The sequence below is a fragment of the Acinetobacter sp. SFA genome, from assembly GCF_001647535.1.
In the GTDB taxonomy this organism is placed as follows: Bacteria; Pseudomonadota; Gammaproteobacteria; order Pseudomonadales; family Moraxellaceae; genus Acinetobacter; species Acinetobacter pecorum.
On sequence record NZ_LSZI01000017.1, the window covers coordinates 1 to 24,094 of the forward strand.

Genomic DNA, 24,094 nt, shown 5'->3' on the forward strand with positions numbered 1-24,094 from the left:
GACGCCAGTCGCATCGCCGGGTAGCTATGTTCGGAAGGGATAACCGCTGAAAGCATCTAAGCGGGAAGCCTACCTCAAGATAAGATTTCCCCGAGACTTTATGTCTCCTAAAGAGCCGTTGAAGACTACGACGTTGATAGGTTGGATGTGGAAGTGCAGTGATGCATGAAGCTGACCAATACTAATTGCTCGTGAGGCTTGACTATACAACACCCAAACAGTTGTTGTATAACGCTCAATTGATTCGAAATCAAACGATCAAACTTGATTTAGTTGAAAAGCTAGATAAAATGAACAGTCTAATTTAACTCAAGTACTTCTGTTAATCACTATTTGGAAAAAACCTTGGCAAATGTAAGACCAAGCGAGTATCCATAAACAGTTGTGCTGGCGACCATAGCAAGAGTGAACCACCTGATCCCTTCCCGAACTCAGAAGTGAAACCTCTTAGCGCTGATGGTAGTGTGGGATTACCCATGTGAGAGTAAGTCATCGCCAGCTCATTATTCGAAACACCCCCGGTCATCAGGCCGGGGGTGTTTTTTTATGCGGGGAATTTAGTCGAAAGCTTCCAAATATTATTTTTCACATAAAACCACAGCAAAAAATCCGTAGGGTAGGCGTATACTGGAACAGGTTTCTGGAGTGGATATGTCTTCAAATTTATCTTCAAGCCATATTGAATATGGGTCCTCTGCCTTTAAAGCGGTTTTGTTTTCCTTGTTTTTGGCTGGATTTGCAATTTTTTCATCATTGTATTGTGTCCAGCCGATGATGCCGATTCTGGCAGACTATTTTCATATCTCTCCTACGCAAAGCAGTTTTCCACTTTCATTTTCTACCATTGCATTAGCTGTTGGACTTATTTTTACTGGACTGATCTCGGACCGTTTTGGCCGTAAGCCGATTATGGTCTGGTCTTTATTTTCAGTTTCAGTATTGTTGTTACTGAGTGCTGTATTGCCAGTTTGGTCAGTATTTCTGGCTACCCGAATATTAATTGGTTTAACCGTGAGTGGCGTGGCCGCAGTGGCGATGACCTATATTGGGGAAGAGGTGGCCGCGAAAGATATCGGTTTGGCCATGGGACTCTATATTTCTGGAACTGCGATTGGCGGTATGAGTGGCCGTTTGATTGCCGGGGTATTGGTAGACTTTATTTCCTGGCAGTCAGCGACTTTAATCATTGGACTAATTAACCTCTGTATTGCGACAACCTTCTATTTCTTATTACCTAAATCCAGGAATTTTCAAGCTTATCCTATTAAATTGAGCCGTTTCCTTACCGCATTTCAGCATAATCTGAGTGATCCCAAACTGCGAATCTTGTTCTTGCAAGGTTTCATCCTGATGGGCTGTTTTGTTTCAGTCTTTAATTATCTCAGCTATCGCCTGATTCAGTCACCTTTTGAGCTGTCGCATGTCTGGATTGGCGTGATTTCTATTACCTATCTGGCAGGAATTTATAGTTCGCCTCGTGCGGCGGCATGGAGCCAGAAATTTGGACGTTTCCAGGTATTGGTGGCCATGCTTGCCAGCATGCTGCTAGGAGTGGTATTGATGCTAGTCAACAGCTTGGTGCTGATCTTTATTGGTCTGCTCATTTTTACCTTTGCATTTTTTGCTGCACATTCCACGGCCAGCAGTTGGGTATCTGTGCAATCTTTACAGTATCGTGCTGTAGGATCATCACTCTATTTATTCTGCTATTATCTTGGGTCCAGTGTACTCGGCAGCTCGAGTGGTCTGGTCTGGGAAAAGGCGGGATGGCTCGGCCTCAGTGTGTTCATCGGCATTATTTTGGCAATCGGTTTATTGGTAGCTCAACAGTTAAAACCTAAAATAAGCAAGCTAGAAATAAAATGAGTATATATTCCTGATTAAGGTCCTAAAGCCTATGTTGTATAAATTATAATCAAGCAACCCAAGCCGAATTCATGCTAAAATGCTCGGCTTTCATCTTTGATCTATTTTTTGATCTTCCATCTGCCAGCCGAGAATTGCTAGCCATGTCTACTGCTTATACCATGCAGACTGCGCCTACAGCGTTGTTTGATTACGACAAATATTGGGCGTCATGTTTCGACCCAGCGCCATTTTTGCCGATGTCACGCGAAGAAATGGATCAACTCGGTTGGGACAGTTGTGACTTTATTTTGGTCTGTGGCGATGCTTATATAGACCACCCATCATTCTGTTCAGGCATTATTGGCCGTACTTTAGAAGCACAAGGTTTCCGTGTTGGTATTATTGCACAGCCCGATTGGACCGATGTTGAAGCATTCCGTGTATTGGGTAAGCCAAATATTGCATGGGGTGTGACCGCAGGTAACATGGACTCGATGATCAACCGTTATACGGCTGACCGTAAGATCCGTTCTGATGATGCATACTCACCGGATAATCAACCAAATAAACGTCCAGACCGTGCGGCAACGGTATATTGCCAACGTGTACGTGAAGCTTATCCTGATGTACCTGTCTTATTAGGTGGTATTGAAGCCTCTTTACGTCGTATTGCTCATTATGACTATTGGTCAGATAAAGTACGTCGTTCAGTGTTGATGGATTCTAAAGCCGATCTATTGATGTACGGTAATGGTGAGCGTTCAATCACTGAAATCATGCACCGTTTGGCGCGTGGTGAAAAAATCCAAGATATTACCGATGTTCGTGGTACTGCATTTATCGTCAATAAACACAACCGCCCATCAAAAGCCAAATTCGTTGAAATCGCATCAAATGATGTCGATACCATTGGTCGTGTTGATCCAATCATCAACCCATATGTGATGACGGAAGATTTGGAAGGCTGTGAAATTGAGCAGGGCAAAGACTTAAGCCAATATCAAGGTTTCCAAAAAGAACATGTGGCAAATCCAATTGTACGTGAAGGCGACAACTTGGGCGAAGACACGCAAATTGTGCAGTTACAACCGGCATCTAAAGCAATTAAACATAAACTACCATCGCGTGAATTGGCCGTAATCCGTTTGCCTGCGTTTGAAGAAGTATCGAATGATCCAGTTTTATATGCACATGCCAATCGTATTTTGCATCTTGAAACCAATCCAGGTAATGCACGTGCATTAGTTCAAAAGCATGGTGAGCGTGACGTATGGTTAAATCCACCGCCAATTCCATTAACCACGGAAGAAATGGATTATGTGTTTGATCTGCCTTATGCACGTCTGCCACATCCATCGTATGGTAAAGCACGTTTCCCGGCATTTGACATGATTAAGTTCTCTGTGAACATCATGCGTGGTTGTTTCGGTGGTTGTACTTTCTGTTCAATCACAGAGCATGAAGGTCGTATCATTCAGAACCGTTCTGAAGAATCGATTTTGCGTGAAGTAGAAAAGATTCGTGATACAGCGCCTGGCTTCACAGGCATTATTTCGGACTTAGGTGGTCCAACAGCAAACATGTACCGTTTGGCATGTAAAGATCCTGAAATTGAAAAGAACTGTCGTAAGCCATCGTGTGTATTCCCGGGCGTATGTCAAAACTTGCATACTGACCATGCACCTTTGACACAGCTTTATCGTAAAGCGCGTTCGTTGCCGGGTATTAAAAAAATTCTGATTGGTTCTGGTTTACGTTATGACCTTGCAGTCTTAAACCCTGAATATGTTAAAGAATTGGTCACTCACCACGTGGGTGGTTACCTCAAGATTGCGCCCGAACATACCGAAAAAGGTCCGCTCAATAAAATGATGAAGCCGGGCATTGGAACTTATGACCGATTCAAGCAAATGTTTGATCGTTATAGTAAGGAAGCAGGCAAGGAACAATACTTGATTCCTTATTTCATCGCGGCGCATCCGGGCACCACCGATTACGACATGATGAACTTGGCGATTTGGTTGAAGAAGAATGGCTTCCGTGCCGATCAGGTACAGACCTTCTATCCATCACCCATGGCGACTGCAACCACCATGTACTACACCGGTAAAAACCCACTGGCGAAAGTAGCGCGTTACACTGAAAATGTCGACATTGTGAAAGGTGAGAAGCGTCGTCGTCTGCACAAAGCTTTCTTGCGTTATCATGATTCAAATAACTGGCCTTTACTGCGTGAAGCCCTGAAAGAAATGGGTCGTCAGGATTTAATTGGTAACTCGAAACAGCATCTGATTCCGACTTATCAACCTGCAGGCAGCGCAGACGGTCAGTATCAATCGGCACGTAAGAAAAATTCGACGGTTGCCGGTGATTCGCAAAAACGTACCGGCGAGCAGGGGAACCGTAGCAAGGCTGCACAAGCTCAGTCACGTCCTTCAAATACCAAGAAGCGTCCTGAGCGTGGTCAAATTCTGACCCAGCACACCGGTTTGCCACCACGTGAAACAGGCGATGCCAAGAAACCCTTTGGTGGGCAGAAGCCTAAAGCTAAATCAAAATCACGTGCATAATTAAGTTAATAAAAAGACACTTCGGTGTCTTTTTTTAGCGCTGAGGTAAAGTAACGTAGCTAAGGACTATGATTAAAAAATGTAAAGGGATGTATTATTTGCATTATGTATTGCTAAAAAGTGGTATAAAAATAACACTTTGTCGGAATTGTCCTACAGTTAAGCAGATTTGTATTGCGATCAATTCTATGGATGTTTTAGAGTGCGTTATCAGTACTTTAAATCCACTTTCATTGGCATTCAAAAAGATGTCATTTTAGGTAACACAAAATCGAGTTTTGATACCGGTTGTATGGGTATTTAAGCAGATTGGTTGTTAGCTCTATTTAAAATAAAGCGTGGGTTTATACTGCACAACAATAAAACAAAAATGATTATAAGAATGCAAGGATTTAGGCATGACCACCTATATTATGATTGGGAGTTTCCTGCTCTTCTGTGTCGTGCTCATGGCATGGAAAAAGCTCGGAAATAATTCCAAACCACAAGACAGCGCGTTGAAGCAGCGTGCAATTTTCAATCTGAATGAGCAATTGACCTTCACTCGCCTGAGAGAAGTTTTACCAGAATGCATCATTCTGGCTCATGTTTCCTATGATGCCTTAATGACCACCAAATTTAACCGGACTCGACACAAGTACCGTAACCTGACTGCCGATTTTGTAATTCTGGATCAGCAATATCAGATTCTGGCAGTTGTAGCGGTAGATGACCCTTTAATCCTTAAGCGTCCACAACAGACAGGGTTCCAGGATGCATTACTGACCATGGCTGGTTATCGGGTGATCCGTTACGACGATGTGCCGGAATATTATCAGTTGCGCCAAGACTTTTTGCAGGAGCAAGCGCAAATGCAGAAAATGCCCAAATATACAGTTAGCAATGATCTGAAAAAATACTATCTATATTCAGATTTAGAGCGCAGTAAAATTAAAGCAGTCGGTTAAAACAAAAAAGCATGCCAGAAGCATGCTTTTTTATGAATCGATCTAGGAAAATTATTCCGGTTTAACCGCCACGACGGTCAGTTCGACCAATACCCGTGGATCATACAGTTTTGCTTCGACACAGGTACGAGGCAGCGCTTCGATATCCGCCACCCAGGCATCCCAGACTTCATTAAAAGCCGCATAGTCATGCTCAATATCCTTGAGATAAATTGTGACTGACATGATGTGACTTTTATCAGTACCGGCATCTGCCAGAAACTGGTCAATAATATCTAAAGTCTGTTGGGTTTGCCCTTTAATATCCAGTTCGACATCTGTAGCCAGCTGGCCTGCAAGATGTACCAGATTACCGGCAATGGCAATTTCCGAAAAGCGTTTCGATACGTGTAAACGTTCAACTGTCATGTTGTTCATCCTGAGTTTTGGGCATCAGGGCTGCGACCAGTGCAGTCAGCAGACAACCCACCGCCAGATAGATCGCTACATAATGCCATGAACCGTCTGCCCAAATCACCAGTGCAGCTGCAATAAATGGGGTAAATCCACCACCAATGATACTCGCCACCTGATAGCCAACTCCGGCACCGCTGTAGCGGTATTCGGTGCCAAACAGTGAGGTGAAAATCGGTTGATGGACACTGACCACCATATCATGGGCAACGTTTGCCAGTAAAATTGCCCCGATGATAATCATCCAGGTATTTTGTGCATCGAGCGCCATAAAAAATGGAAAGGCTGAGAGTGCACCAATCAAACCACCCCAGACACACATTTTCTGATGATTGAATCTATCTGCCAGCCAGGCAAAGAAGGGAATACTGAAGCAGCTAATGGCCCCGACCATCAAGGTAATATTCAGGAAGAACTGTTTGTCCATGCCCAGATTACTGGTGGAATAGTTCAGGGCGAAATTGGTGACCAGATACATGGTCAGCAATTCGGTCAAACGTAAAGCAATGATATAGAAAAAAGCTTTAGGATGTTTACTGATGGCCTGCAAGATTGGCAGCTTTTCTGGCTGATGGTCTGCTTTCACCACCTTTTCTACAAATTCCTGAGATTCATCCTGATCACGGCGAATCCACATGGCAATGCCGATCAACACGATACTGGCTAAAAAGGGAATACGCCATGCCCACTCAGCAAAGGCGTCTTCACCCAGTGTCGCGAGTATAAGCGATACTGCACCGGTGGCCAGAACCAGACCGACGCCGTAACCGACCTGAACACCACTGCTATAAAAGGCCTTTTTTCCTTTTGGTGCATTTTCTACGGCCATGAGGGCTGCACCGCCCCATTCACCACCGACGGCAAAGCCTTGCAAGGCACGACAAAACACCAGTAGTACCGGTGCCCACCAGCCAATTGCCTCGAAATTTGGCAGCAGGCCAATCCCTACCGTGGAAATTCCCATCAGGATTACCGTAAGTACCAGCATTTTTTTACGGCCGAGTTTGTCACCAAAGTGACCAAATACTACACCACCTAAAGGACGAAACAGGAAGCCGACCCCAAAGGTGGCCAGCGCTGCCAGGGTACCCATGTTCTCGCCAATACTGGGAAAAAACTGATCTTTAAAAATTAAGGCTGCAACAATGCCGTAAAGGAGAAAATCATACCAATCGACAACAGCACCAACAAAACTAGATAGCGCAGCTTTACGTGCGCGTTGTTCTTGAACAACAGAAGAATTTACAGAAGACATGCAGGAGGGAATTCCATGAGTTACATCAGAGTTGCCCTGTAATATTCGGATTTGATCGTCACGCCAATTACAGGACAGCATGCTGAAAGTAAAGGTGATTTTCAGCATCTCAGCACATACATGGATAATGCATTGCGCAGATAGATTACTCTAAAAAATCAAAATGTAAAAACAAAGTTGCCGTCTTTTTAAACCGATGCTTAAAACATGAACAGAAACTGCTTAGAGCAGTGACAATTGGGTTTCAATCTCGGGGACGCTGAGCTGATATACGCCTACACCGATCAGCCGGAATTGCATCTGCGGGGCAATATGCAGATCGTCGAGCAGTAAGTCCAAGGCTTGGGCTAATTCCTGTGGACTACGCAGTATCTGTTTAAAACTTTTACTGTGTTGCATCACCTGAAAGTTCTTGAGTTTTAATTTGACCGTAACGCCGCGAGCCGAAAGCTGTTTCTTTTGCAGACTTTGCCAAACCTGTACCAGTAAGGGCTCCCAGTAGGGACGACATTCACTCAGATACAGGTCATCATCAAAAGTAGTTTCTTTAGAGATTTGCTGGCGTTCTCGTTCCACTTCGACCGGTCGTTCATCAATACCTTGAGCATATAAAAACAGCCGTCGTCCATATTTGCCAAAATGCTGAATCAGTAAGGCTTCATCAATCTGCTGTAAATCTCCCAAGGTGTTCAGGTTCAGGCTGCTCAGTTTTTCCTGGGTAACTTTTCCCACACCGGGAATTTTTTTTAGGGGCAGATTCTGGATAAATCCCTGAACTTGTGATGGCTTAATCACACAGATGCCATTCGGTTTGTGCCAGTCCGAAGCAATTTTAGCGAGAAACTTGTTGGGCGCTACACCAGCAGACGCGGTTAATCCGGTGGCTTGAAAAATATCCTCGCGAATCCGCATGGCGACTTCGGTAGCACTTGGAATTTGTTTTAGATTCTCTGTGACATCCAGAAAGGCTTCATCCAGAGACAGTGGCTCAATCAGGGAAGTATATTGCTGGAAGATGTGATGAATCTGTGCCGATACCTGCCGGTATTTGGCAAAATCCGGCTCAATCACGATGACCTGAGGACACAGTTTGCGCGCCTGCCCCATGGACATGGCAGAACGCAGGCCATAAACCCGTGCCGGGTATGAGGCAGCCGCGACCACCGCCCGAGGATGATGCGAAGCAATCACCATAGGTAAGTTTTTCAGTTCTGGACGTTCACGCAGCTCTACCGAGGCATAAAACGCATCCATATCGATATGAATAATTTTGCGCATGTTCGCTATCTTAAGGGGCTTTAATCGGATTGGGAAGCGACGGCTGCGTTGAGTAAATAGGGCTGTGGTCCGCTTAGCAGGACAACTTTGGTCCCTTGTCTCTCGGCAGCCTGAATCAGAAGTTGTAAACTTTTTGGGGAGTCATCGGCAAGACGGGGTAAAAATTGCAGCGGCTGGTTTAAAGGCTGAAAAAAATCATCCCAATGTACCGGGATCACCACTTTGGGCTTGAGCAGGTTCAGGGTTTCAGCCAGATATTGCTGCTGATAGGCAGCAGATTGTCTGGAGAGCTGGGCAATGCCTAAAAACAGGGTGTCGACTTCCAGATGTTGTAATTGCTCTGGAATAAATCCGGTACTGGCCTTGACCAGAATTTTATATCCCACATGCTCAATCAGGTAATCGAAACTGCCACCTTCTTTAAATTCGGAAAATTTGGCCGGAAGGGTAAAAGGCTGCAGCAACTCTTCGCCTAAATCATCATTTACCGCTGTGGGCGGGGTATGTTGTGAGGGAATGGCAGTGATCTGGAAGTTTCCCCATTGCTGTACTTGCCCAAGCTTAACCGGCTGTAATTGCTGTGGAATAACTTTAGGGTTTGCCCGGGCGATATTCAGGGTGCTCGGCGAACCGACGACAGCAGTTTTCGGAAGTATTTCCAGTAAGGCCGGTACATCCAGAACATGATCATAATGCGAGTGAGTGACCAGAATGGCTTGGGTTCGACTCAATTCATGGCGTTGCACCAGTTGTTCAAGGAGTAACCTGTCACTTTGAATAGGGCGGCTAAGTACCTGCCACAAAGATGGCCGGCTAAAGAAACCGTCGATCAGGATCTGATCGTGGCCATCATCGAGTAACAGGGTGGACACACCAAAAAATTTAACGGTGAGACCGTGAAAGGAGGTACCGGTTTTCGGCTGCCACGCTTGAAAGTCCCTGAGTTTTCCTGAAGCTTGCAACAGATAAGCCAGTGTACCCGCGATGAGCAGGAGAAGAATTAGCAGACCGAGTAAAACGCCTTTTATCCATTTCAATCTTTTTATTTCCTTGTTGTTTTTATAAAGAACTTGTTTTCAGGTGATCAGCTTTATTTCGCCTGCTCTTCAGATGAAGGTGCTGCAATTGCATTCTTCTTGAGAAAATCCAGCCATTGCTGTTCTGAGCCATAAAATACATTCAGATCTACCGGTGTGGTAATACCGGGAATTTTCCCCTGACTGGTATGTTGCCAAAATAGCCACGCTGGCTGACCTTTTAAATCAGGCAGACCCTTGTATTCACGTACCCAGAGCGGTACGTCGGGGAAATTTCCTGCCAGTACAATATTATAAAAAGCTTTAGAAATATAGAAAATCGGCTGCTTGCCGTAATGCTTTTTCAGGGCATCGTGCATCACCTGAATTTCGTTTAAAAGCTGCTCTTTAGAATAGGTATTGATACATTTGCTGTCATATTCCAGATCAATCACTGGCGGTAAGGTATCCGGTTTATTGGGTACGGAGTCAATAAAATTCTGGGCTTGAATGCTGCCATCGCGGCAGAGCCGGTAAAAATGATAGGCGCCGACCAGAAAGCCGCGTTCCCGGGCCTTGAGCCAGTTTTCCTGAAAACGGGTATCTTTAAAGTCGCCGCCTTCAGTGGCTTTCAGATAAACAAAACGGTACTTTTCAGGCGGAATCTGCTGCCACTGGATCTCTTTTTGATGATGCGATACATCAAATCCTTGAATTGGATAATCGGCCGCATGGGAAGACGGGGTTTTCATCAGATAGAGATAAACCATGGCGATCGTAACCAATATGACCAGAAAGCCAAACCCTACTAAAAGCGGCTTGCTATATCTGCTCCAAGTCTGATGTTTTTGCATCTTCAGTCCTTACCTGTATCTGAGCTGGTCTAAAAACTGTATCAGTCTGAAGTTTATTATCGCATTAGACAGGGGTGTTTTTCGGAATATGCCAGAAAATATAGGCCGCAATAATATTGATGCAGCCCAAACAGATCAGTGCCATATGAAAAGCAGCCACCAGATTGTCAGCGCCGTAATAGGCACCCAGCATGTTGACCAGTGTACTGGCCAGTGCCACCCCGATACTCATCGACAGCATCATGATCATTGATAGAAAGCTGTTGCCACTACTGGCATCCTGCTGGTTTAAATCCTTTAAAGTCAGGGTGTTCATGGAAACGAATTGGAGTGAATTCAGAACCCCGAAAATAAAGAAATGCATGGTTCTTAACCAGAGCGGGGTGTCTGCTGTAGTCAGGGAAAAACTGGCAATACACAGGCCGACCAACAAGGTGTTGACCAACAAGACACGACGATAGCCGAAGCGCTGCACAATACTGCGGATAATCGGTTTGGAGGCCAAGGAACCGAGTACAGTTGGAATCATCAGCAAGCCGGTCACAAAGGGTTCAAAACCAAATGCCACCTGCAGCATTAAAGGCAATAAAAATGGAATCGAGTTACCGCCCAGACGCGCAAAAAAATTACCCAGAATTCCGATCGAATAAACTTTATTCTTAAACAGTTTGCTACGGAATAATGCATTCTGATGGGTGTGCGAATGATAGGCATAGATAAGCGAAGTTACCAATCCAGTCAGAATCAGGGCCAGACTCCACCAGAGCGGATGTTGTGGACTGGCAAAATTTTCAATACCAAGACATAGCGATACCATGGCGATGATGAGCAGGATAAAACCGCCAAAATCGAAACGTGCTACCGTAGGTTCAAGCACATTGGGCATGGCTTTAAGGGTAATCAGGGCACCCAGAATGCCAATCGGTAAATTAATCAGGAAAATCCAGCGCACAGACATATATTCGACCATCCATCCGCCTAAGGTCGGTCCAATCAGCGGACCGATCAGTCCGGCCAGGCTCATTAGGCTCATGGCAGCCAAGAACTGGGTTCGCGGAATAATCTTCAGCATCGCCAGCCGGCCAACCGGGAGTAAAAAGGCACCCCCTATGCCCTGAAATACCCGATAGATGAGTAATTCATTCAGACTTTCAGCCCAAGCGCAGCCCAGCGATGCCAGAGAAAAAATGATAATGGCAGAAAAATAGATGTTTCTGACCCCAAAACGGTCTGCCAGCCAGCCACTCAAGGGAATACAGGCTGCCACTGACAGGACATAAGCCACGACTACACCGTGCATCCGCAGCGGATCTTCCTGTAAATTCTTAGCAATTGCGGGCAGGGCCGTGTTGATAATGGTACTGTCCAGCCCCTGCATAAAAAAGCCGATCGACACCAACAAGACCAGCAGTCTGAATTCAGGATCTAGGGCTTGATGCGTAGGCGTGGCATTCATAATTATGGAAAGCTTAAAATTTTTAATAGTTTAAAGGAAACAGCCGGGTCTGTCCTATATAAAGCGTGTCAACTTTTATAGCGTCGTGTGTCAATGAACTGCAAGAAATCTGTCATGGTAAAGTCATGTTCTGGTCATAAGGGAGCAATGACATCAGGGAGTCGCCCTATGATTTATCAAGTCGATCTAGAGCCGCTAAAAGCTGCTAGATTCAGAGCACTTCGCTGCTCTTTTTTGTAAGACCGGCATATATATGACAGTGTTGTCATTAAAATGAAATAAAACCGTCATAATCTTGGGCCAACTTTTCAGCAGTGCTGAAATCTCCTCGCGTATAGGTTTGTTTTTATGACAATCGAGATTTTGATGGTGATCGGCTTCTGTTTAGCCGCCTATTCTATTGTCGGAAATGATGTGCCTCAAACCTTAGGGACATTTATTTCATCAAATTCCCATCGCCCATGGTGGGTATTGTGGATTTATATCAGCTCAATTTTAATTGTCGTATTGATCTATGGTTGGTATGCATCCGGGGTAGGTGATGCCTCATACGGTCGTCTAGAAACCATTCCTTTCCCTGAAGGTGGCATTACCTGGCTGTATATTGTGCCGCCTATTCTCCTGTTAATACTGACCAGATACGGGATTCCAGTCAGTACTACCTTCCTGGTGCTTACGATCTTCTCTCCTGCCAGCCTGGGCTCGATGATGGTTAAATCGATGATGGGCTATGCCGTCGCCTTTATCGTGGCGATTGTCATCTATCGTTTTGTGGCCAAGCAGCTGGCACGCCATTTTGCCAAGACACGTCATCAGGAGCACTCCAAGGTCTGGATGGGCTTGCAGTGGGTCTCTACCGGTTTTCTGTGGAGCCAATGGCTGATTCAGGATCTGGCTAACATCTTCGTGTATGTACCACGTCAGGTGCCGTTTGAATTCCTGATGTTTGCGATTACGGTATTCGTGGTGTTGCTGGGCGTGATTCTGTATCAACGTGGTGGGGCTATCCAGAACATTGTCGACACCAAAACCGGTGTAACCGACATTCGTGCTGCAACGATTATCGACTTCATGTATGCCATTATCCTGTTAGTTTTCAAAGAGTGGAGCAACATTCCAATGAGTACCACCTGGGTATTCCTGGGCTTACTCGCAGGTCGTGAATTTGCCATGTCGATGATTCTGGATGAAGTCAACAAACATCGTACTTCACGTAATGTCAGTGCAGATGCCATGAAACTGATGTTCGGTTTGGCCATGTCGGTCATTCTGGCAACAACTTTGCCGATGTTTTATGAGTTTGTGACGAATTATGGTCAATAAGTCCGAGCACTGAAAATCCATAAAAAAGCGAGCCAGGTGCTCGCTTTTTTCTTAATTGGAACGGTTTAAACCACAAATCTTTGTGGATGGCCTAAATTGGTTAAAGTTGTATAAATTTCTTCTTCGTGTTCGCAAATGATCAGTTTGGCGCGATGTTGCGGCGGTAAAAAACCATCTTCAACGGCACGGTCCAGCTGTGCAATCAAGGCATCATAGAACCCGTTGACGTTATATAGCATCATCGGTTTCTGGTGCTGGTTCAACTGGCCCCAAGTAGCAATTTCCAGAATTTCCTCAAAAGTACCTAGTCCACCTGGCAAGGCTACAAAGGCACAGGCTCGCTCAGCCATCATGGCTTTACGTTGATGCATACTGGTCACCACATGTAACTCGGTCAGCTGGTTATGGGCAATTTCATAGTCCAGCATAAATTCGGGAATGACTCCCACTACTTCACCACCATGCTGGATCATGGCATCCGCGACTTGTCCCATCAGGCCAATACTGGCGCCACCATAAACCAGCCCGAAACCATGTTCTGCCAGTCCTTGCGAGATTTGAAGGGCTTTTTCTAAATAAATCGGCTTGTTGCCTGCACGTGAACCACAATAGAGTGCCACTAAAGGGCGAGTTGTTTTTGGGGAGTTGTCTTTAAAATAATCTGTCATTTGAATTACGCTTTGCATTTATTTTCTTCACCTTATCATTTTTCTTTCTGGTGACTCTAGCTTAATTAATAAATATGACAATTCTGTGAGCAGCTGTATTTTTACTGCATTCCAGCCAGGCAAAATTCATCGATAAACAGCCATGAAAAAAGGTGAATTTCGATTTGATCTTGTTATACTAAAAATTGGTTTCACAACAATAGAACGAAAATGGGTAGTGGTAGTTGGCCGTGTAACTCTATAAATCGCCGTCAAATAATTGGTATTGTTCAATATCAAAAATATTATGCTGTTTCTTTACAGTCTCGGTTCATTCAATGCAGCAGTCCTGAGTGTCAGGAGCCAAGCGTATGATCTTTGAATGGATGTCGGATCCTTCAGCCTGGGTCGGTTTACTCACATTAGTTGTTCTTGAGATTGTACTCGGGATCGATAATCTGGTTTTTATTGCCATTTTGGCGGAGAAATTGCCGCCAGAACAGCGTAATGCCGCGCGGATTGTGGGCTTAATGCTGGCCTTGGTGATGCGTTTGATTTTGCTGGCTTCGATTGCCTGGGTGGTCACTCTGACTGATCCACTGTTCCACATTTTTGATCATGCTTTCTCAGGCCGAGATCTGATTCTATTGTTTGGTGGGGTGTTCCTGCTGTTTAAAGGCACCATGGAACTGCATGAGCGTCTGGAAGCCAAACCGGTCATCAAAGAAGAAAATCCGGTCCATGCTGTATTCTGGATGGTGATTGTGCAGATCGTGGTGCTGGATGCCGTTTTCTCATTGGACAGCGTGATTACTGCGGTTGGCATGGTCAAGGACCTGTCAGTCATGATGATTGCCGTGATTATTGCTATCGGGATTATGCTCTGGGCATCCAAAGCCCTGATGGATTTCGTCAATAGACATCCGACCGTGGTGATTCTGTGTCTGGGCTTCCTGATGATGATCGGGTTCTCGCTGGTAGTCGAAGGCTTCGGTTTCCATATTCCGAAAGGTTATCTGTATGCTGCAATTGGCTTCTCGGTGATTGTCGAATTTATTAACCAGACCATGAAACGCAATCAGGAAAAAATGGTGACCACCACCGACATGCGCTACCGTACTGCTTCAGCAGTGATGCGCATGCTCGGTGGCAAACCTGCTCAGGACAATGATTCTTCTGAGCCGGAAGATGTTCTGGCGACACGTGCCTTTGCTGATGAAGTCTTTAATGATGAAAATGGTATTTATCACAGTGTCATGGTGCAGGGGGTACTGGGTCTGTCGGAACGGCCGGTCAAGTCGGTGATGACGCCACGTCCTGAACTGGAATGGATTGATCTGGACAATGAGCCCGACAGTATCAAAGAACAGTTATTGCAAATGAGCCATTCACGTCTGATCGTGGCGCGTGGTGAACTGGATAATATTGCCGGGGTGGTACTGACCCATAAAGTTCTGAACGAATACATTGAAACCGGGGTGCTGGATTTTGAAAAGCACTTACGTGAACCGGTGATCGTGCATGAAAATGCCCAAGTCCTGATGGTGATGGAGCAATTGCGTCAGGCTCCATTGCAAATGGCGATTGTCCTGAATGAATATGGTTCGATTGAAGGGATTGTCACGCCAATTGATATCCTTGAAGCAATTGCCGGTGAATTCCCAGATGAAGATGAGCTGCAAGCTGCTGCAGAAAGTCTGGAAGATGGCAGCCTGATTCTGGATGGTTCTACCGATATCCGTCATGTTTCCTTATTGCTGGATCGTGATCTGGTCAATGAAACTGAAGAATATTCCACCCTGTCCGGTTATGTGTTATTCCATATGGCACGTTTACCGCATAGTGGTGAAAAATTTGAAGCAGATGGACATATCTTTGAAGTGGTCACCATGGACGGCCATAAGATCGATAAAGTGCATATCATTCCGCTTCCTGCGCAGGAATAGACTATAGCGAAGGTTCGGACGCAAAAATTTGCTAAAATAGCTCGCATTGTCGGGCTATTTTTATGGAACTGAAATGTCAGAAGCATGTCCATGTGGACAAGGTGAATATCACAGCTGTTGTCAGCCCTTACATGCAGGACAACGGGTCGCAGAGACTGCGGAGCAACTCATGCGTTCCCGTTACAGTGCCTTCGCGAAGCATGAAATCGATTACATCAAAACCACCACCGCGCTGGGTCAGCAACAGGCACTGGACTTGCAGGCAATTAGTGATTGGAGCAAAGCCAATCAGTGGTTAAAGCTTGAGATTGTTCAAGCCGATGAAAAATTGGATAAAAATCATGCATTGGTTGAGTTCAAGGCTCATTATCATGATGGCAAGCAGGCACAGATGCATCATGAAGTTTCACATTTTGTGAAGCTGGAAGGTCGCTGGTATTTTCTGGATCCGACCACGGATCAGACTCTTGGCATGAAACAGCCCTGTATTTGTGGTTCAGGTAAAAAATTTAAGCAATGTTGTGCCGGATTCTTATAACTTTCACATAGATTTAGCTTAGAATAGCCGCCATCTCAAAGCCTCAGGTGGAAGCAGGGCGATGTTACTGACCGTTATCTATATTGTTGCGATTACCGCTGAAGCCATGACCGGGGCACTGTCTGCTGGCCGGCGCAGTATGGACTGGTTTGGCGTCATGATTATTGCCTGTGTCACGGCACTGGGTGGGGGTTCGGTTCGCGATGTCCTGCTTGGGCATTATCCCTTGACCTGGGTCAAGCATCCTGAATATTTGATACTGACCTGTTGTGCAGCTTTTGTGACAATTCTGATTGCCAAATGGATGCGGCATTTGCGCAATATCTTCCTAGTGCTGGATGCCTTAGGCCTTATCGGCTTTACCATTATTGGCTGTCAGATTTCTCTGGAAATGGGACATGGCTTTGTGGTCAGTTCAGTTGCCGGGGTTTTGACTGGCGTATCTGGCGGGATTTTGCGTGACATTTTATGTAATGATGTGCCGCTGGTATTCCGTCGTGAACTGTATGCCAGTATTGCTTTTGTGTCAGTAATCTTTTACTGGTTATGTAGTTATTATGGTTTGTCACAAGACGTCACCATTCTTTCTACCCTGATCTTTGGTTTTAGCTTACGTCTGATCGCCATTTATTTTGGTCTGGAAATGCCAAAATTTATTTATAAAGATGATGATGAGCAATCGGCATCCTCCAAAGACGAATCTTGATTTTTCATTGACATGAATGCAGTAATAAAATCACCGCATTGTGCTTAATTCGTAGTATAAAAAATATAAAGCAGCCCACCTGTTGAGAAAGCAGCATCTCCCGTTCCACCTGATCAGAGATTTTTGTTATGGATCTAGTTTCTCGCATACAACGCTTACCAATTGGTAAGTTTCATTACACCTTGCTGGTGGTGATTGGACTGGGCTGGATGTTTGATGCGATGGATACCGGATTAATTTCCTTTATTCTGGCAAAAATGGCTGAAGACTGGCAGATGACTGCAGATCAGAAAAGCTGGGTGGTGTCGATCGGTTTTGTTGGCATGGCGATTGGGGCGATTTGTTCCGGGGGACTGGCCGACCGGTTTGGGCGTAAAACAGTCTTTGCTGCAACGCTGGTCATTTATAGCCTGGCCACGGCAGCCTGCGCTTTTGCACCGAATCTGACCTGGCTGCTGGTCTTCCGTTTTATTGTCGGTTTGGGCTTGGGTGGTCAGTTACCCGTGGCTGTGACGCTGGTCAGTGAATATATTCCTGCGCATGTGCGAGGCCGCTTTATTGTCCTGCTGGAAAGCTTTTGGGGGCTGGGCTGGTTAGTTGCAGCTTTAGTATCGCGCTTTGTCATTCCTGATTTTGGCTGGCAAACCGCTTTTCTGATTGGTGGCCTGCCTGCGCTGTATGCAATTGTGATCTGGAAAATGATACCGGAATCTATTCCTTTCCTGATTAACCGTGGCCGTATAGACGAAGCCTCGGCACTGGTCAAAAAGATTGAGCGTCAATGTGGCGTTCAAGTCTATGAAATTTTTGAAGTGAAACCGGTCGCAGAGAAGCAGAATATTTCATTTTCCCAGTTATGGTCAGGTATATTTGCACGCCGTACGCTTATGCTCTGGCTGATCTGGTTCGGTATTATTTTTTCCTATTATGGCATCTTTACCTGGTTGCCAAGCTTACTGGTCAAAGAAGGCTATAGCATCGTACAGTCATTTGAATATGTACTGATTATGATTCTGGCGCAGTTGCCCGGTTATCTGGTGGCAGCCTGGCTGGTCGAAAAGCTGGGTCGTAAGCCTACTCTGGCCGGTTTTATTGGCATGTGTGCGATCTCGGCCTATTTCTTTGGCCAGTCGGGTAGTGTTACTGAAATCGTGATTTGGGGCTGTCTGATGTCCTTCTTCAATCTGGGTGCTTGGGGTGTGCTCTATACTTATACGCCGGAACAATATCCGACCAATATCCGTGCCTTTGGTTCAGGCTGGGCTGGTGCGGTTGGCCGGATTGGCGGTATTGCAGCGCCTTTTGCCGTAACCCATCTGATGGGTATGCCCAATGGTTTCAGCTATGTCTTCACCATGTTTACGGCGGTTCTGGTCGCTGTCGCGATTGTGATTCTGATTTTGGGTGAAGAAACCAAAGGCAAGACCCTGGAATCGATGGGCTTATAAAGTGAATGATTTTTTAGTTGCTTGAGGCCTATAAAGTGGATATTTTTAGGCCATAAGACACAAATTGTCGCGCTGAGCTATTTGATGCCCTTGTGTCATCCACAGCCGCGACATAGCATAAGAAACATTGATACAAAAACGAATTATTTAGGACTATAGGTTGTTATGACAAGCCTTGCGCATCATGCGACAGAAAACCGCTCCGTAGCAGAATTTACCGAACAAGCTTATCTGAATTACGCCATGTACGTGATTATGGATCGGGCACTCCCTCATATCAGCGATGGCCTGAAACCGGTACAGCGCCGGATTGTCTATGCCATGAGTGAGCTGGGCCTGAAATGGACCAGCAAACCAAAGAAATCGGCACGTACTGTGGGTGACGTACTGGGCAAATACCATCCGCATGGTGACTCGGCCTGTTATGAAGCCATGGTACTGATGGCACAGCCCTTTAGTTACCGCTATCCGTTTATTGAGGGACAGGGCAACTGGGGTTCTCCGGATGATCCGAAGTCTTTCGCAGCCATGCGTTATACCGAAGCCAAACTGTCTCAATACAGCGAACTGTTGTTATCTGAACTGGGTCAGGGCACCTGTGAATGGCAGGACAACTTTGACGGTTCGATGAAAGAACCGGTGAACTTGCCAGCACGTGTACCGAATATCCTGCTGAATGGTACCACTGGCATCGCAGTCGGGATGGCCACTGACATTCCACCGCATAACCTGCGTGAAGTAGTCAAGGGCACCATTGCCCTGATTCGTAATCCGAACCTGACCGATGAAAAAATCGCAGACTATATTCCTGCACCGGATTTGCCGACCAAAGCCGAAATTATTACTCCTCCTGCTGAACTGTTAAAAATTCAGACTACAGGTCGTGGCAGTTATCGCATGCGTGCGGTATATACCATAGATAAAAACGAAATTATTATCACTGAACTTCCATATCAGGTGTCAGGCTCCAAAATCATTACCCAGATTGCCGACCAGATGCAGGCCAAGAAACTGCCTTTAGTCAGCGATGTACGGGATGAATCGGATCATGTCAATCCAACCCGTTTAGTGATTGTTCTGCGTTCCAACCGCATTGATGCAGAAGCAGTCATGAGCCATCTGTTTGCGACCACAGATCTGGAATCCAGCTATCGTGTCAATATGAACATGATTGGTGCCGATGGCCGTCCACAGGTAAAATCGATTCGTCGTATTCTGCTGGAATGGATTGAAATCCGTAAAACCACGGTAACACGTCGTCTGCAATACCATCTGAACAAGATCGAAAAACGCCTGCATATCTTGGGTGGTCTGATTATTGCATATTTGAATATTGATGAAGTGATTCGGATTATTCGTGAAGAAGATCAGCCAAAATCGGTATTGATGGCGCGTTTTGGCATTGACGAGATTCAGGCTGAAGCCATTTTGGAACTCAAGTTACGTCATCTGGCCAAGCTTGAGGAAATGCAACTGCGCCGTGAACAGGAAGAACTTGAAGCGAAAGCTGCGGTGATTCGTGAACAGCTGGCCAATCCGGAATCCTTGAAGACCCTGATCATTTCTGAACTAAAAGAAGATGCCAAGAAATTTGGTGATGATCGCCGTTCGCCAATCGTACAGCGTGCCGAAGCTGCTGCGATCAATGAAACTGAAATGTTGCCTGCCGATCCGGTGACGGTAGTGTTATCTGAAGCTGGCTGGATTCGCTGTGCCAAAGGTCATGAAGTGGAGGCTGAAAATCTGAATTTCCGTGCCGGTGACCAGTACTTGAGTCATGCTCAAGGCAAGTCCAACCAGCGGGTCTATGTGATTGATGATACCGGCCGTAGCTATGCCTTACCAATCAATAGCCTGCCATCGGCACGTGGTCTCGGTGAACCACTCAGTTCAAAACTTTCTCCTGCCAGCGGAGTGGGTTTTAAACAGGTTCTGGTGGCTGATGACGAAGCTGAAATTCTGGCCATCAGTAGTAAAGGGTATGGCTTTAAAACCCAGGCCAAGCAGCTGGATACCAGTGCCAAAGCCGGGAAAGCTTTCCTGAATTTATCTGAAGGAGCTGAAGTGATGAACCTGCAGCTACTCGAAGATGCCACGCATGTTGCACTGCTCAGTTCGGCAGGGCGCCTGTTAATTGTCGATTTAGCAGAGTTGCCGGTGTTGAATAAAGGCAAAGGAAATAAATTGATACAACTTGAGGCTAGTGATCAAATTTTGTCCATGACACTATTGAAGCTTGATGAAACAATTCAAGTGCTTGCAGGACAGCAGCAGTTAAAATTAAAAGGGGATGATTTGCAAAAATATCTCGGCAAACGTGGTGCAAAAGGTCAGCTTTTACCACGCGGATACCAAAAAGCAAATAAACTGTTGATTCAAAGATAAGACTAGCATCCATCCTGTAAAATACGTTATATATGAACAACGATTCGACAAGATGGATGCAATATTGCACATATACAAGTCTAAAAACGGCGTGTGATATTGAAAAAAACAGTTGAAATACTAAGGATTATGATTGGAGAGATGGCCATTATGGAAAAAATTTGGTTTGCTGAATACCAAAAAACAGGGATTCCAGAAACAGTAGAATTACCACCAGAAAATACTTCTCTAGTAGATATTTTTGAACGTAATTTCCAAAAATTCGGCTCGCGTGATGCCTTTATCTTTATGGATAAGGCCATGACTTTCAATGAATTGGAAGAGGCGAGTCGCAAATTTGCAACTTATTTACAAAGCTTGGGGTTGGCAAAAGGTTCACGTGTTGCAGTGATGATGCCAAACGTGCTTCAGTATCCGGTCGTGGCACTTGGGGTGTTCCGCGCAGGTTTGGTACTGGTCAACGTGAATCCACTCTATACATCACGTGAACTTGAGCATCAATTGAATGACTCAGGTGCTGAAGTTCTGGTGATCATTGAGAACTTTGCATCTGTTTACCAGGCGATTATCGGTAAAACACCAGTGAAGCATGTTGTAGTAGCTTCTGTCGGTGACATGCTGGGTGCCTTGAAAGGAACACTGGTAAATTTTGTACTGCGTTCTGTGCGCAAGCAGATTCCAGCATGGGATATTCCAGGCCACGTCAAGTTCAATACCGCTTTAAATAAAGTTAGCCCGAACAATTACAAGCGTCCTGAACTAGGCCTAAGCGATACGGCTGTACTGCAATATACGGGCGGTACCACAGGCGTATCTAAAGGTGCTGAACTGACGCACCGTAACCTGGTCGCGAACCTGTTACAGTGTGACGGTATTTTCCAGAGTAAATTTGGTGCGCAAGATGGTCAGCCAGATGACCGTATTTTCTGTGCCTTGCCGCTTTATCATATCTTTGCGTTTATGGTGTGCGCACTGTATGGCATGTACAAAGGCCAAGCGAATGTCCTGATTCCGAACCCGCGTGATCTGCCGGCAGTGATGAAAGAATTACGTAAATACCAGCCGACTTTCTTCCCGGCAGTGAATACACTATTCAATGCGCTGGTAAACAATGAAGAGTTCAAACAGCTTGATCATAGCAAGTTAAAAATGGCAATGGGCGGTGGTATGGCGGTACTTCCTTCTACTGCAGCAGCATGGAAGAAAGTCACCGGAACCAATATTGTTGAAGGTTATGGCTTGTCTGAAACCTCTCCAGTCGCTACGGCAAACCCACCTGCATCTGAAGAATTTAGTGGCACCATTGGTATCCCGTTACCATCAACCGAAGTTGCTATTCTGGATGATGAAGGCAATGAAGTTCCATTGGGCGAGCAAGGTGAAATTTCAATCCGTGGTCCTCAGGTCATGAAAGGCTACTGGAACCGACCAGATGAAACTGACAAAGTGATGGTTAATGGCTTCTTCCGTACCGGTGATATCGGTGTGATGGATTCACGTGGTTATGTAAAAATCGTAGACCGTAAGAAAGACATGATTCTAGTGTCTGGTTTTAACGTTTATCCATCTGAGATTGAAGAAGTACTGGCAACCCATCCAAAAGTACTGGAAGTGGCTGCGATTGGCGTACCAGATGAAAAATCAGGTGAAGTGCCGAAACTGTTTGTGGTGAAAAAAGATCCATCTCTAACCACAGAAGAGGTTTTGGCATTTGCTAAAGAAAATCTCACCGGTTATAAACGTCCACGTTATGTCGAGTTTATGGATGAATTACCAAAATCGAATGTAGGTAAAATCCTGCGCAAAGATTTACGTAAATCTGCCTAAATTCTGTAAAAAAAAAGCGCCGTCAGGCGCTTTTTTTAATTTGGACTTTTTATTTTTTCATTAACCAGCGGTCAAAATAAGGGCGGCCTACTCCGACTACTCCCAAGAAAATAAACATGGTACCGAACTGGCGGGTAAATCCGGTTTGATTAAAGCTGCCATAACTTAGAATATTATCTAGCAAGCAATAAACTAGGATTGCGATCAACCAGTGCCAGAGAGGCAGGCGCTTGATCCCTACAGCATAAAAAGAAATCCATAGAAGAGCAAAGGTGAAGATCGGTGACCAGATGTTCATATTGGCACAAATGACGGCGATCAGAAACGCCACAATCGGCAGCACAATTTTTAATACGCGATCCACTTGACGTTGATGCTGGCGTTGTTTCTCGAGGACATCGAACATTTCATTTTGATCAGGTGTGACCATAGTGAATCCTTAACAAGTAATAAAAAGCACTCTATTTAACAAAATTTATTCACGAAATGCCATGCTATGATAGGGATAAAATTTTATGAGAAAAAACAGATGCACAGCATTAGTGGGATTATCTATCTCATTTTAGCCGCTTGTCTTTTGCCCTATGTATTCACATTGATTGCAAAAAAAACTGCAGGCTTTAGCGCCAAAGACAATCAGCATCCACGGGAATTTTTACAAAAGTCTTCAGGACTAGCCAGTCGTGCCAATGCTGTCCAGCAGAACAGTTTTGAAAGTTTACCACTCTTTATTGCTGCGATCTTGATGGCAGAATATATGGTGGTGCCCCAAGAGTTGGTCATGACGTTCGGTATTGCCTATCTGGTTTTCCGTATCTTATACGGAATTTGCTATCTGGCCAACTGGGCAACTCTACGTTCTATTGTATGGTTGCTCTCGATGTTATGCCCGGTGGCTTTATTGCTGCTGATCATCAAGATCGTTTAAGTCAGCAAGTCAACGGACATATTTACAGTTCGAGATTTAAAGTCTAAAAATTTCTTTAAAACCCGTTATAATTGTCGCGGTTTTTTAAAAGATATAACTTGTTAAAGAGTGATGCTATGAGCTACAGCAATATCCCAGCGGGTAAAGATGCGCCAAACGATATCTATGTGATCATCGAAATTCCTGCAAATGCAGCACCAATCAAATACGAAATCGATAAAGATTCTGATGCGTTATTTGTAGACCGTTTTATGGGTACAGCAATGTTCTACCCAGCAAACTACGGTTATGTACCAAACACCCTATCACTTGACGGTGACCCATTAGACGTACTGGTGGTAACTCCGCATCCGGTCGAACCAGGTTCTGTGATTCGTTGCCGTCCTGTGGGTAAGTTGAACATGGAAGATGACGGTGGTATTGATGCGAAACTGGTTGCAGTTCCACATGATAAACTGACGCCGATCTACAAAGATGTTCAGGAATATACGGATCTTCCTCCATTACTGATCAGCCAGATCGAACATTTCTTCCAGCATTACAAAGACCTTGAACCAGGTAAATGGGTTAAGCTTAGTGGTTGGGACGGGGCTGATGTTGCAAAACAGGAAGTTATGAGTTCAATTGAAGCTTATGCAGAAGCAAATAAATAATTGCTTTTTGTTGATT

General features: G+C 45.2%; 20 protein-coding genes and 2 rRNA genes. 14 read left to right on the forward strand and 8 right to left on the reverse strand.

All coding sequences use genetic code 11. The features are described from left to right. The 5 genes from AY607_RS08420 to AY607_RS08440 all read left to right on the forward strand — a co-directional run. Nucleotides 1-206, forward strand: a 23S ribosomal RNA gene (locus AY607_RS08420); the annotation flags it as partial. A 180-nt stretch (nt 207-386) separates the two neighbouring features. Then, nucleotides 387-501 (forward strand): 5S ribosomal RNA (gene rrf / locus AY607_RS08425). Between the two features lie 150 nt (nt 502-651). Next, entirely contained in the window at nt 652-1,866 is a 1,215-nt protein-coding gene (locus AY607_RS08430; protein ID WP_064102330.1) for an MFS transporter, read from the forward strand. A 143-nt stretch (nt 1,867-2,009) separates the two neighbouring features. Then, nucleotides 2,010-4,418 carry a YgiQ family radical SAM protein gene (locus tag AY607_RS08435; protein ID WP_064102424.1) on the forward strand — a complete coding sequence of 803 codons (2,409 nt, stop codon included), beginning with the start codon at nt 2,010-2,012 and terminating at the stop codon, nt 4,416-4,418. A gap of 398 nt (nt 4,419-4,816) precedes the next feature. Then, the gene (locus AY607_RS08440) at nt 4,817-5,365 is read left to right on the forward strand and encodes a hypothetical protein (protein WP_064102331.1); all 549 of its coding nucleotides are present in this window, start codon (nt 4,817-4,819) and stop codon (nt 5,363-5,365) included. A 51-nt stretch (nt 5,366-5,416) separates the two neighbouring features. On the opposite strand, the gene AY607_RS08445 is transcribed toward AY607_RS08440, so the two are convergent. The 6 genes from AY607_RS08445 to mdtD all read right to left on the reverse strand — a co-directional run bounded on the left by AY607_RS08445 (nt 5,417) and on the right by mdtD (nt 11,677). Next, entirely contained in the window at nt 5,417-5,773 is a 357-nt protein-coding gene (locus AY607_RS08445) for a RidA family protein (protein ID WP_064094693.1), read from the reverse strand. After that, complete coding sequence (gene shiA / locus AY607_RS08450; protein ID WP_064102332.1) at nt 5,763-7,073, reverse strand: shikimate transporter; 1,311 nt, start codon at nt 7,071-7,073, stop codon at nt 5,763-5,765. Before shiA ends, AY607_RS08445 begins: the two co-directional genes overlap by 11 nt. A 222-nt stretch (nt 7,074-7,295) precedes the next feature. Then, nucleotides 7,296-8,351 (reverse strand): DNA polymerase IV, encoded by a 1,056-nt coding sequence (gene dinB / locus AY607_RS08455; protein WP_064102333.1) that lies wholly within the window; start codon nt 8,349-8,351, stop codon nt 7,296-7,298. Between the two features lie 20 nt (nt 8,352-8,371). Continuing rightward, entirely contained in the window at nt 8,372-9,388 is a 1,017-nt protein-coding gene (locus AY607_RS08460; RefSeq protein WP_064102334.1) for an MBL fold metallo-hydrolase, read from the reverse strand. Between the two features lie 53 nt (nt 9,389-9,441). Next, on the reverse strand, nt 9,442-10,221 hold the full coding sequence (locus tag AY607_RS08465) for a GH25 family lysozyme (RefSeq protein WP_064102335.1): 780 nt from the start codon (nt 10,219-10,221) through the stop codon (nt 9,442-9,444). Between the two features lie 64 nt (nt 10,222-10,285). Then, nucleotides 10,286-11,677 carry a multidrug transporter subunit MdtD gene (mdtD, locus tag AY607_RS08470; RefSeq protein WP_064102336.1) on the reverse strand — a complete coding sequence of 464 codons (1,392 nt, stop codon included), beginning with the start codon at nt 11,675-11,677 and terminating at the stop codon, nt 10,286-10,288. Between the two features lie 348 nt (nt 11,678-12,025). Here mdtD and AY607_RS08475 point away from each other — a divergent pair, with 348 nt between their 5' ends. Continuing rightward, nucleotides 12,026-13,000 (forward strand): hypothetical protein, encoded by a 975-nt coding sequence (locus tag AY607_RS08475; protein ID WP_064094687.1) that lies wholly within the window; start codon nt 12,026-12,028, stop codon nt 12,998-13,000. A 65-nt stretch (nt 13,001-13,065) separates the two neighbouring features. Here the strand turns inward: AY607_RS08475 and AY607_RS08480 are convergent, their stop codons facing one another. Then, nucleotides 13,066-13,686: a TIGR00730 family Rossman fold protein gene (locus tag AY607_RS08480; RefSeq protein ID WP_064094686.1), complete on the reverse strand. Its 621-nt coding sequence runs from the start codon at nt 13,684-13,686 to the stop codon at nt 13,066-13,068. Between the two features lie 332 nt (nt 13,687-14,018). Between AY607_RS08480 and AY607_RS08485 the strand changes: the two genes are divergently transcribed. From AY607_RS08485 to AY607_RS08510, 6 genes are all read left to right on the forward strand, one after another. Continuing rightward, the gene (locus tag AY607_RS08485; protein ID WP_064102337.1) at nt 14,019-15,593 is read left to right on the forward strand and encodes a TerC family protein; all 1,575 of its coding nucleotides are present in this window, start codon (nt 14,019-14,021) and stop codon (nt 15,591-15,593) included. Between the two features lie 73 nt (nt 15,594-15,666). Then, nucleotides 15,667-16,131 carry a YchJ family protein gene (locus AY607_RS08490; RefSeq protein ID WP_064102338.1) on the forward strand — a complete coding sequence of 155 codons (465 nt, stop codon included), beginning with the start codon at nt 15,667-15,669 and terminating at the stop codon, nt 16,129-16,131. A 61-nt stretch (nt 16,132-16,192) separates the two neighbouring features. Then, entirely contained in the window at nt 16,193-16,837 is a 645-nt protein-coding gene (locus AY607_RS08495) for a trimeric intracellular cation channel family protein (protein WP_064094683.1), read from the forward strand. Between the two features lie 128 nt (nt 16,838-16,965). Beyond that, nucleotides 16,966-18,285, forward strand: coding sequence for an MFS transporter (locus tag AY607_RS08500; RefSeq protein ID WP_064102339.1), 1,320 nt, complete (start codon nt 16,966-16,968; stop codon nt 18,283-18,285). A 165-nt stretch (nt 18,286-18,450) separates the two neighbouring features. Next, a complete protein-coding gene (gene parC / locus AY607_RS08505; RefSeq protein ID WP_064102340.1) occupies nt 18,451-20,670 on the forward strand; it encodes a DNA topoisomerase IV subunit A in 2,220 nt (739 codons plus the stop codon). 150 nt (nt 20,671-20,820) lie between these two features. Continuing rightward, nucleotides 20,821-22,497, forward strand: a complete 1,677-nt coding sequence (locus AY607_RS08510; RefSeq protein WP_064095170.1) for an AMP-binding protein — start codon at nt 20,821-20,823, stop codon at nt 22,495-22,497. Nucleotides 22,498-22,546: 49 nt separating this feature from the next. On the opposite strand, the gene AY607_RS08515 is transcribed toward AY607_RS08510, so the two are convergent. Further along, nucleotides 22,547-22,927 (reverse strand): hypothetical protein, encoded by a 381-nt coding sequence (locus AY607_RS08515; RefSeq protein ID WP_064102341.1) that lies wholly within the window; start codon nt 22,925-22,927, stop codon nt 22,547-22,549. A 99-nt stretch (nt 22,928-23,026) separates the two neighbouring features. Between AY607_RS08515 and AY607_RS08520 the strand changes: the two genes are divergently transcribed. Continuing rightward, nucleotides 23,027-23,425 (forward strand): MAPEG family protein, encoded by a 399-nt coding sequence (locus AY607_RS08520; protein WP_064102342.1) that lies wholly within the window; start codon nt 23,027-23,029, stop codon nt 23,423-23,425. Between the two features lie 116 nt (nt 23,426-23,541). Continuing rightward, nucleotides 23,542-24,078, forward strand: a complete 537-nt coding sequence (gene ppa / locus AY607_RS08525) for an inorganic diphosphatase (RefSeq protein WP_064094678.1) — start codon at nt 23,542-23,544, stop codon at nt 24,076-24,078. The last annotated feature ends 16 nt before the right edge of the window (nt 24,079-24,094 follow it).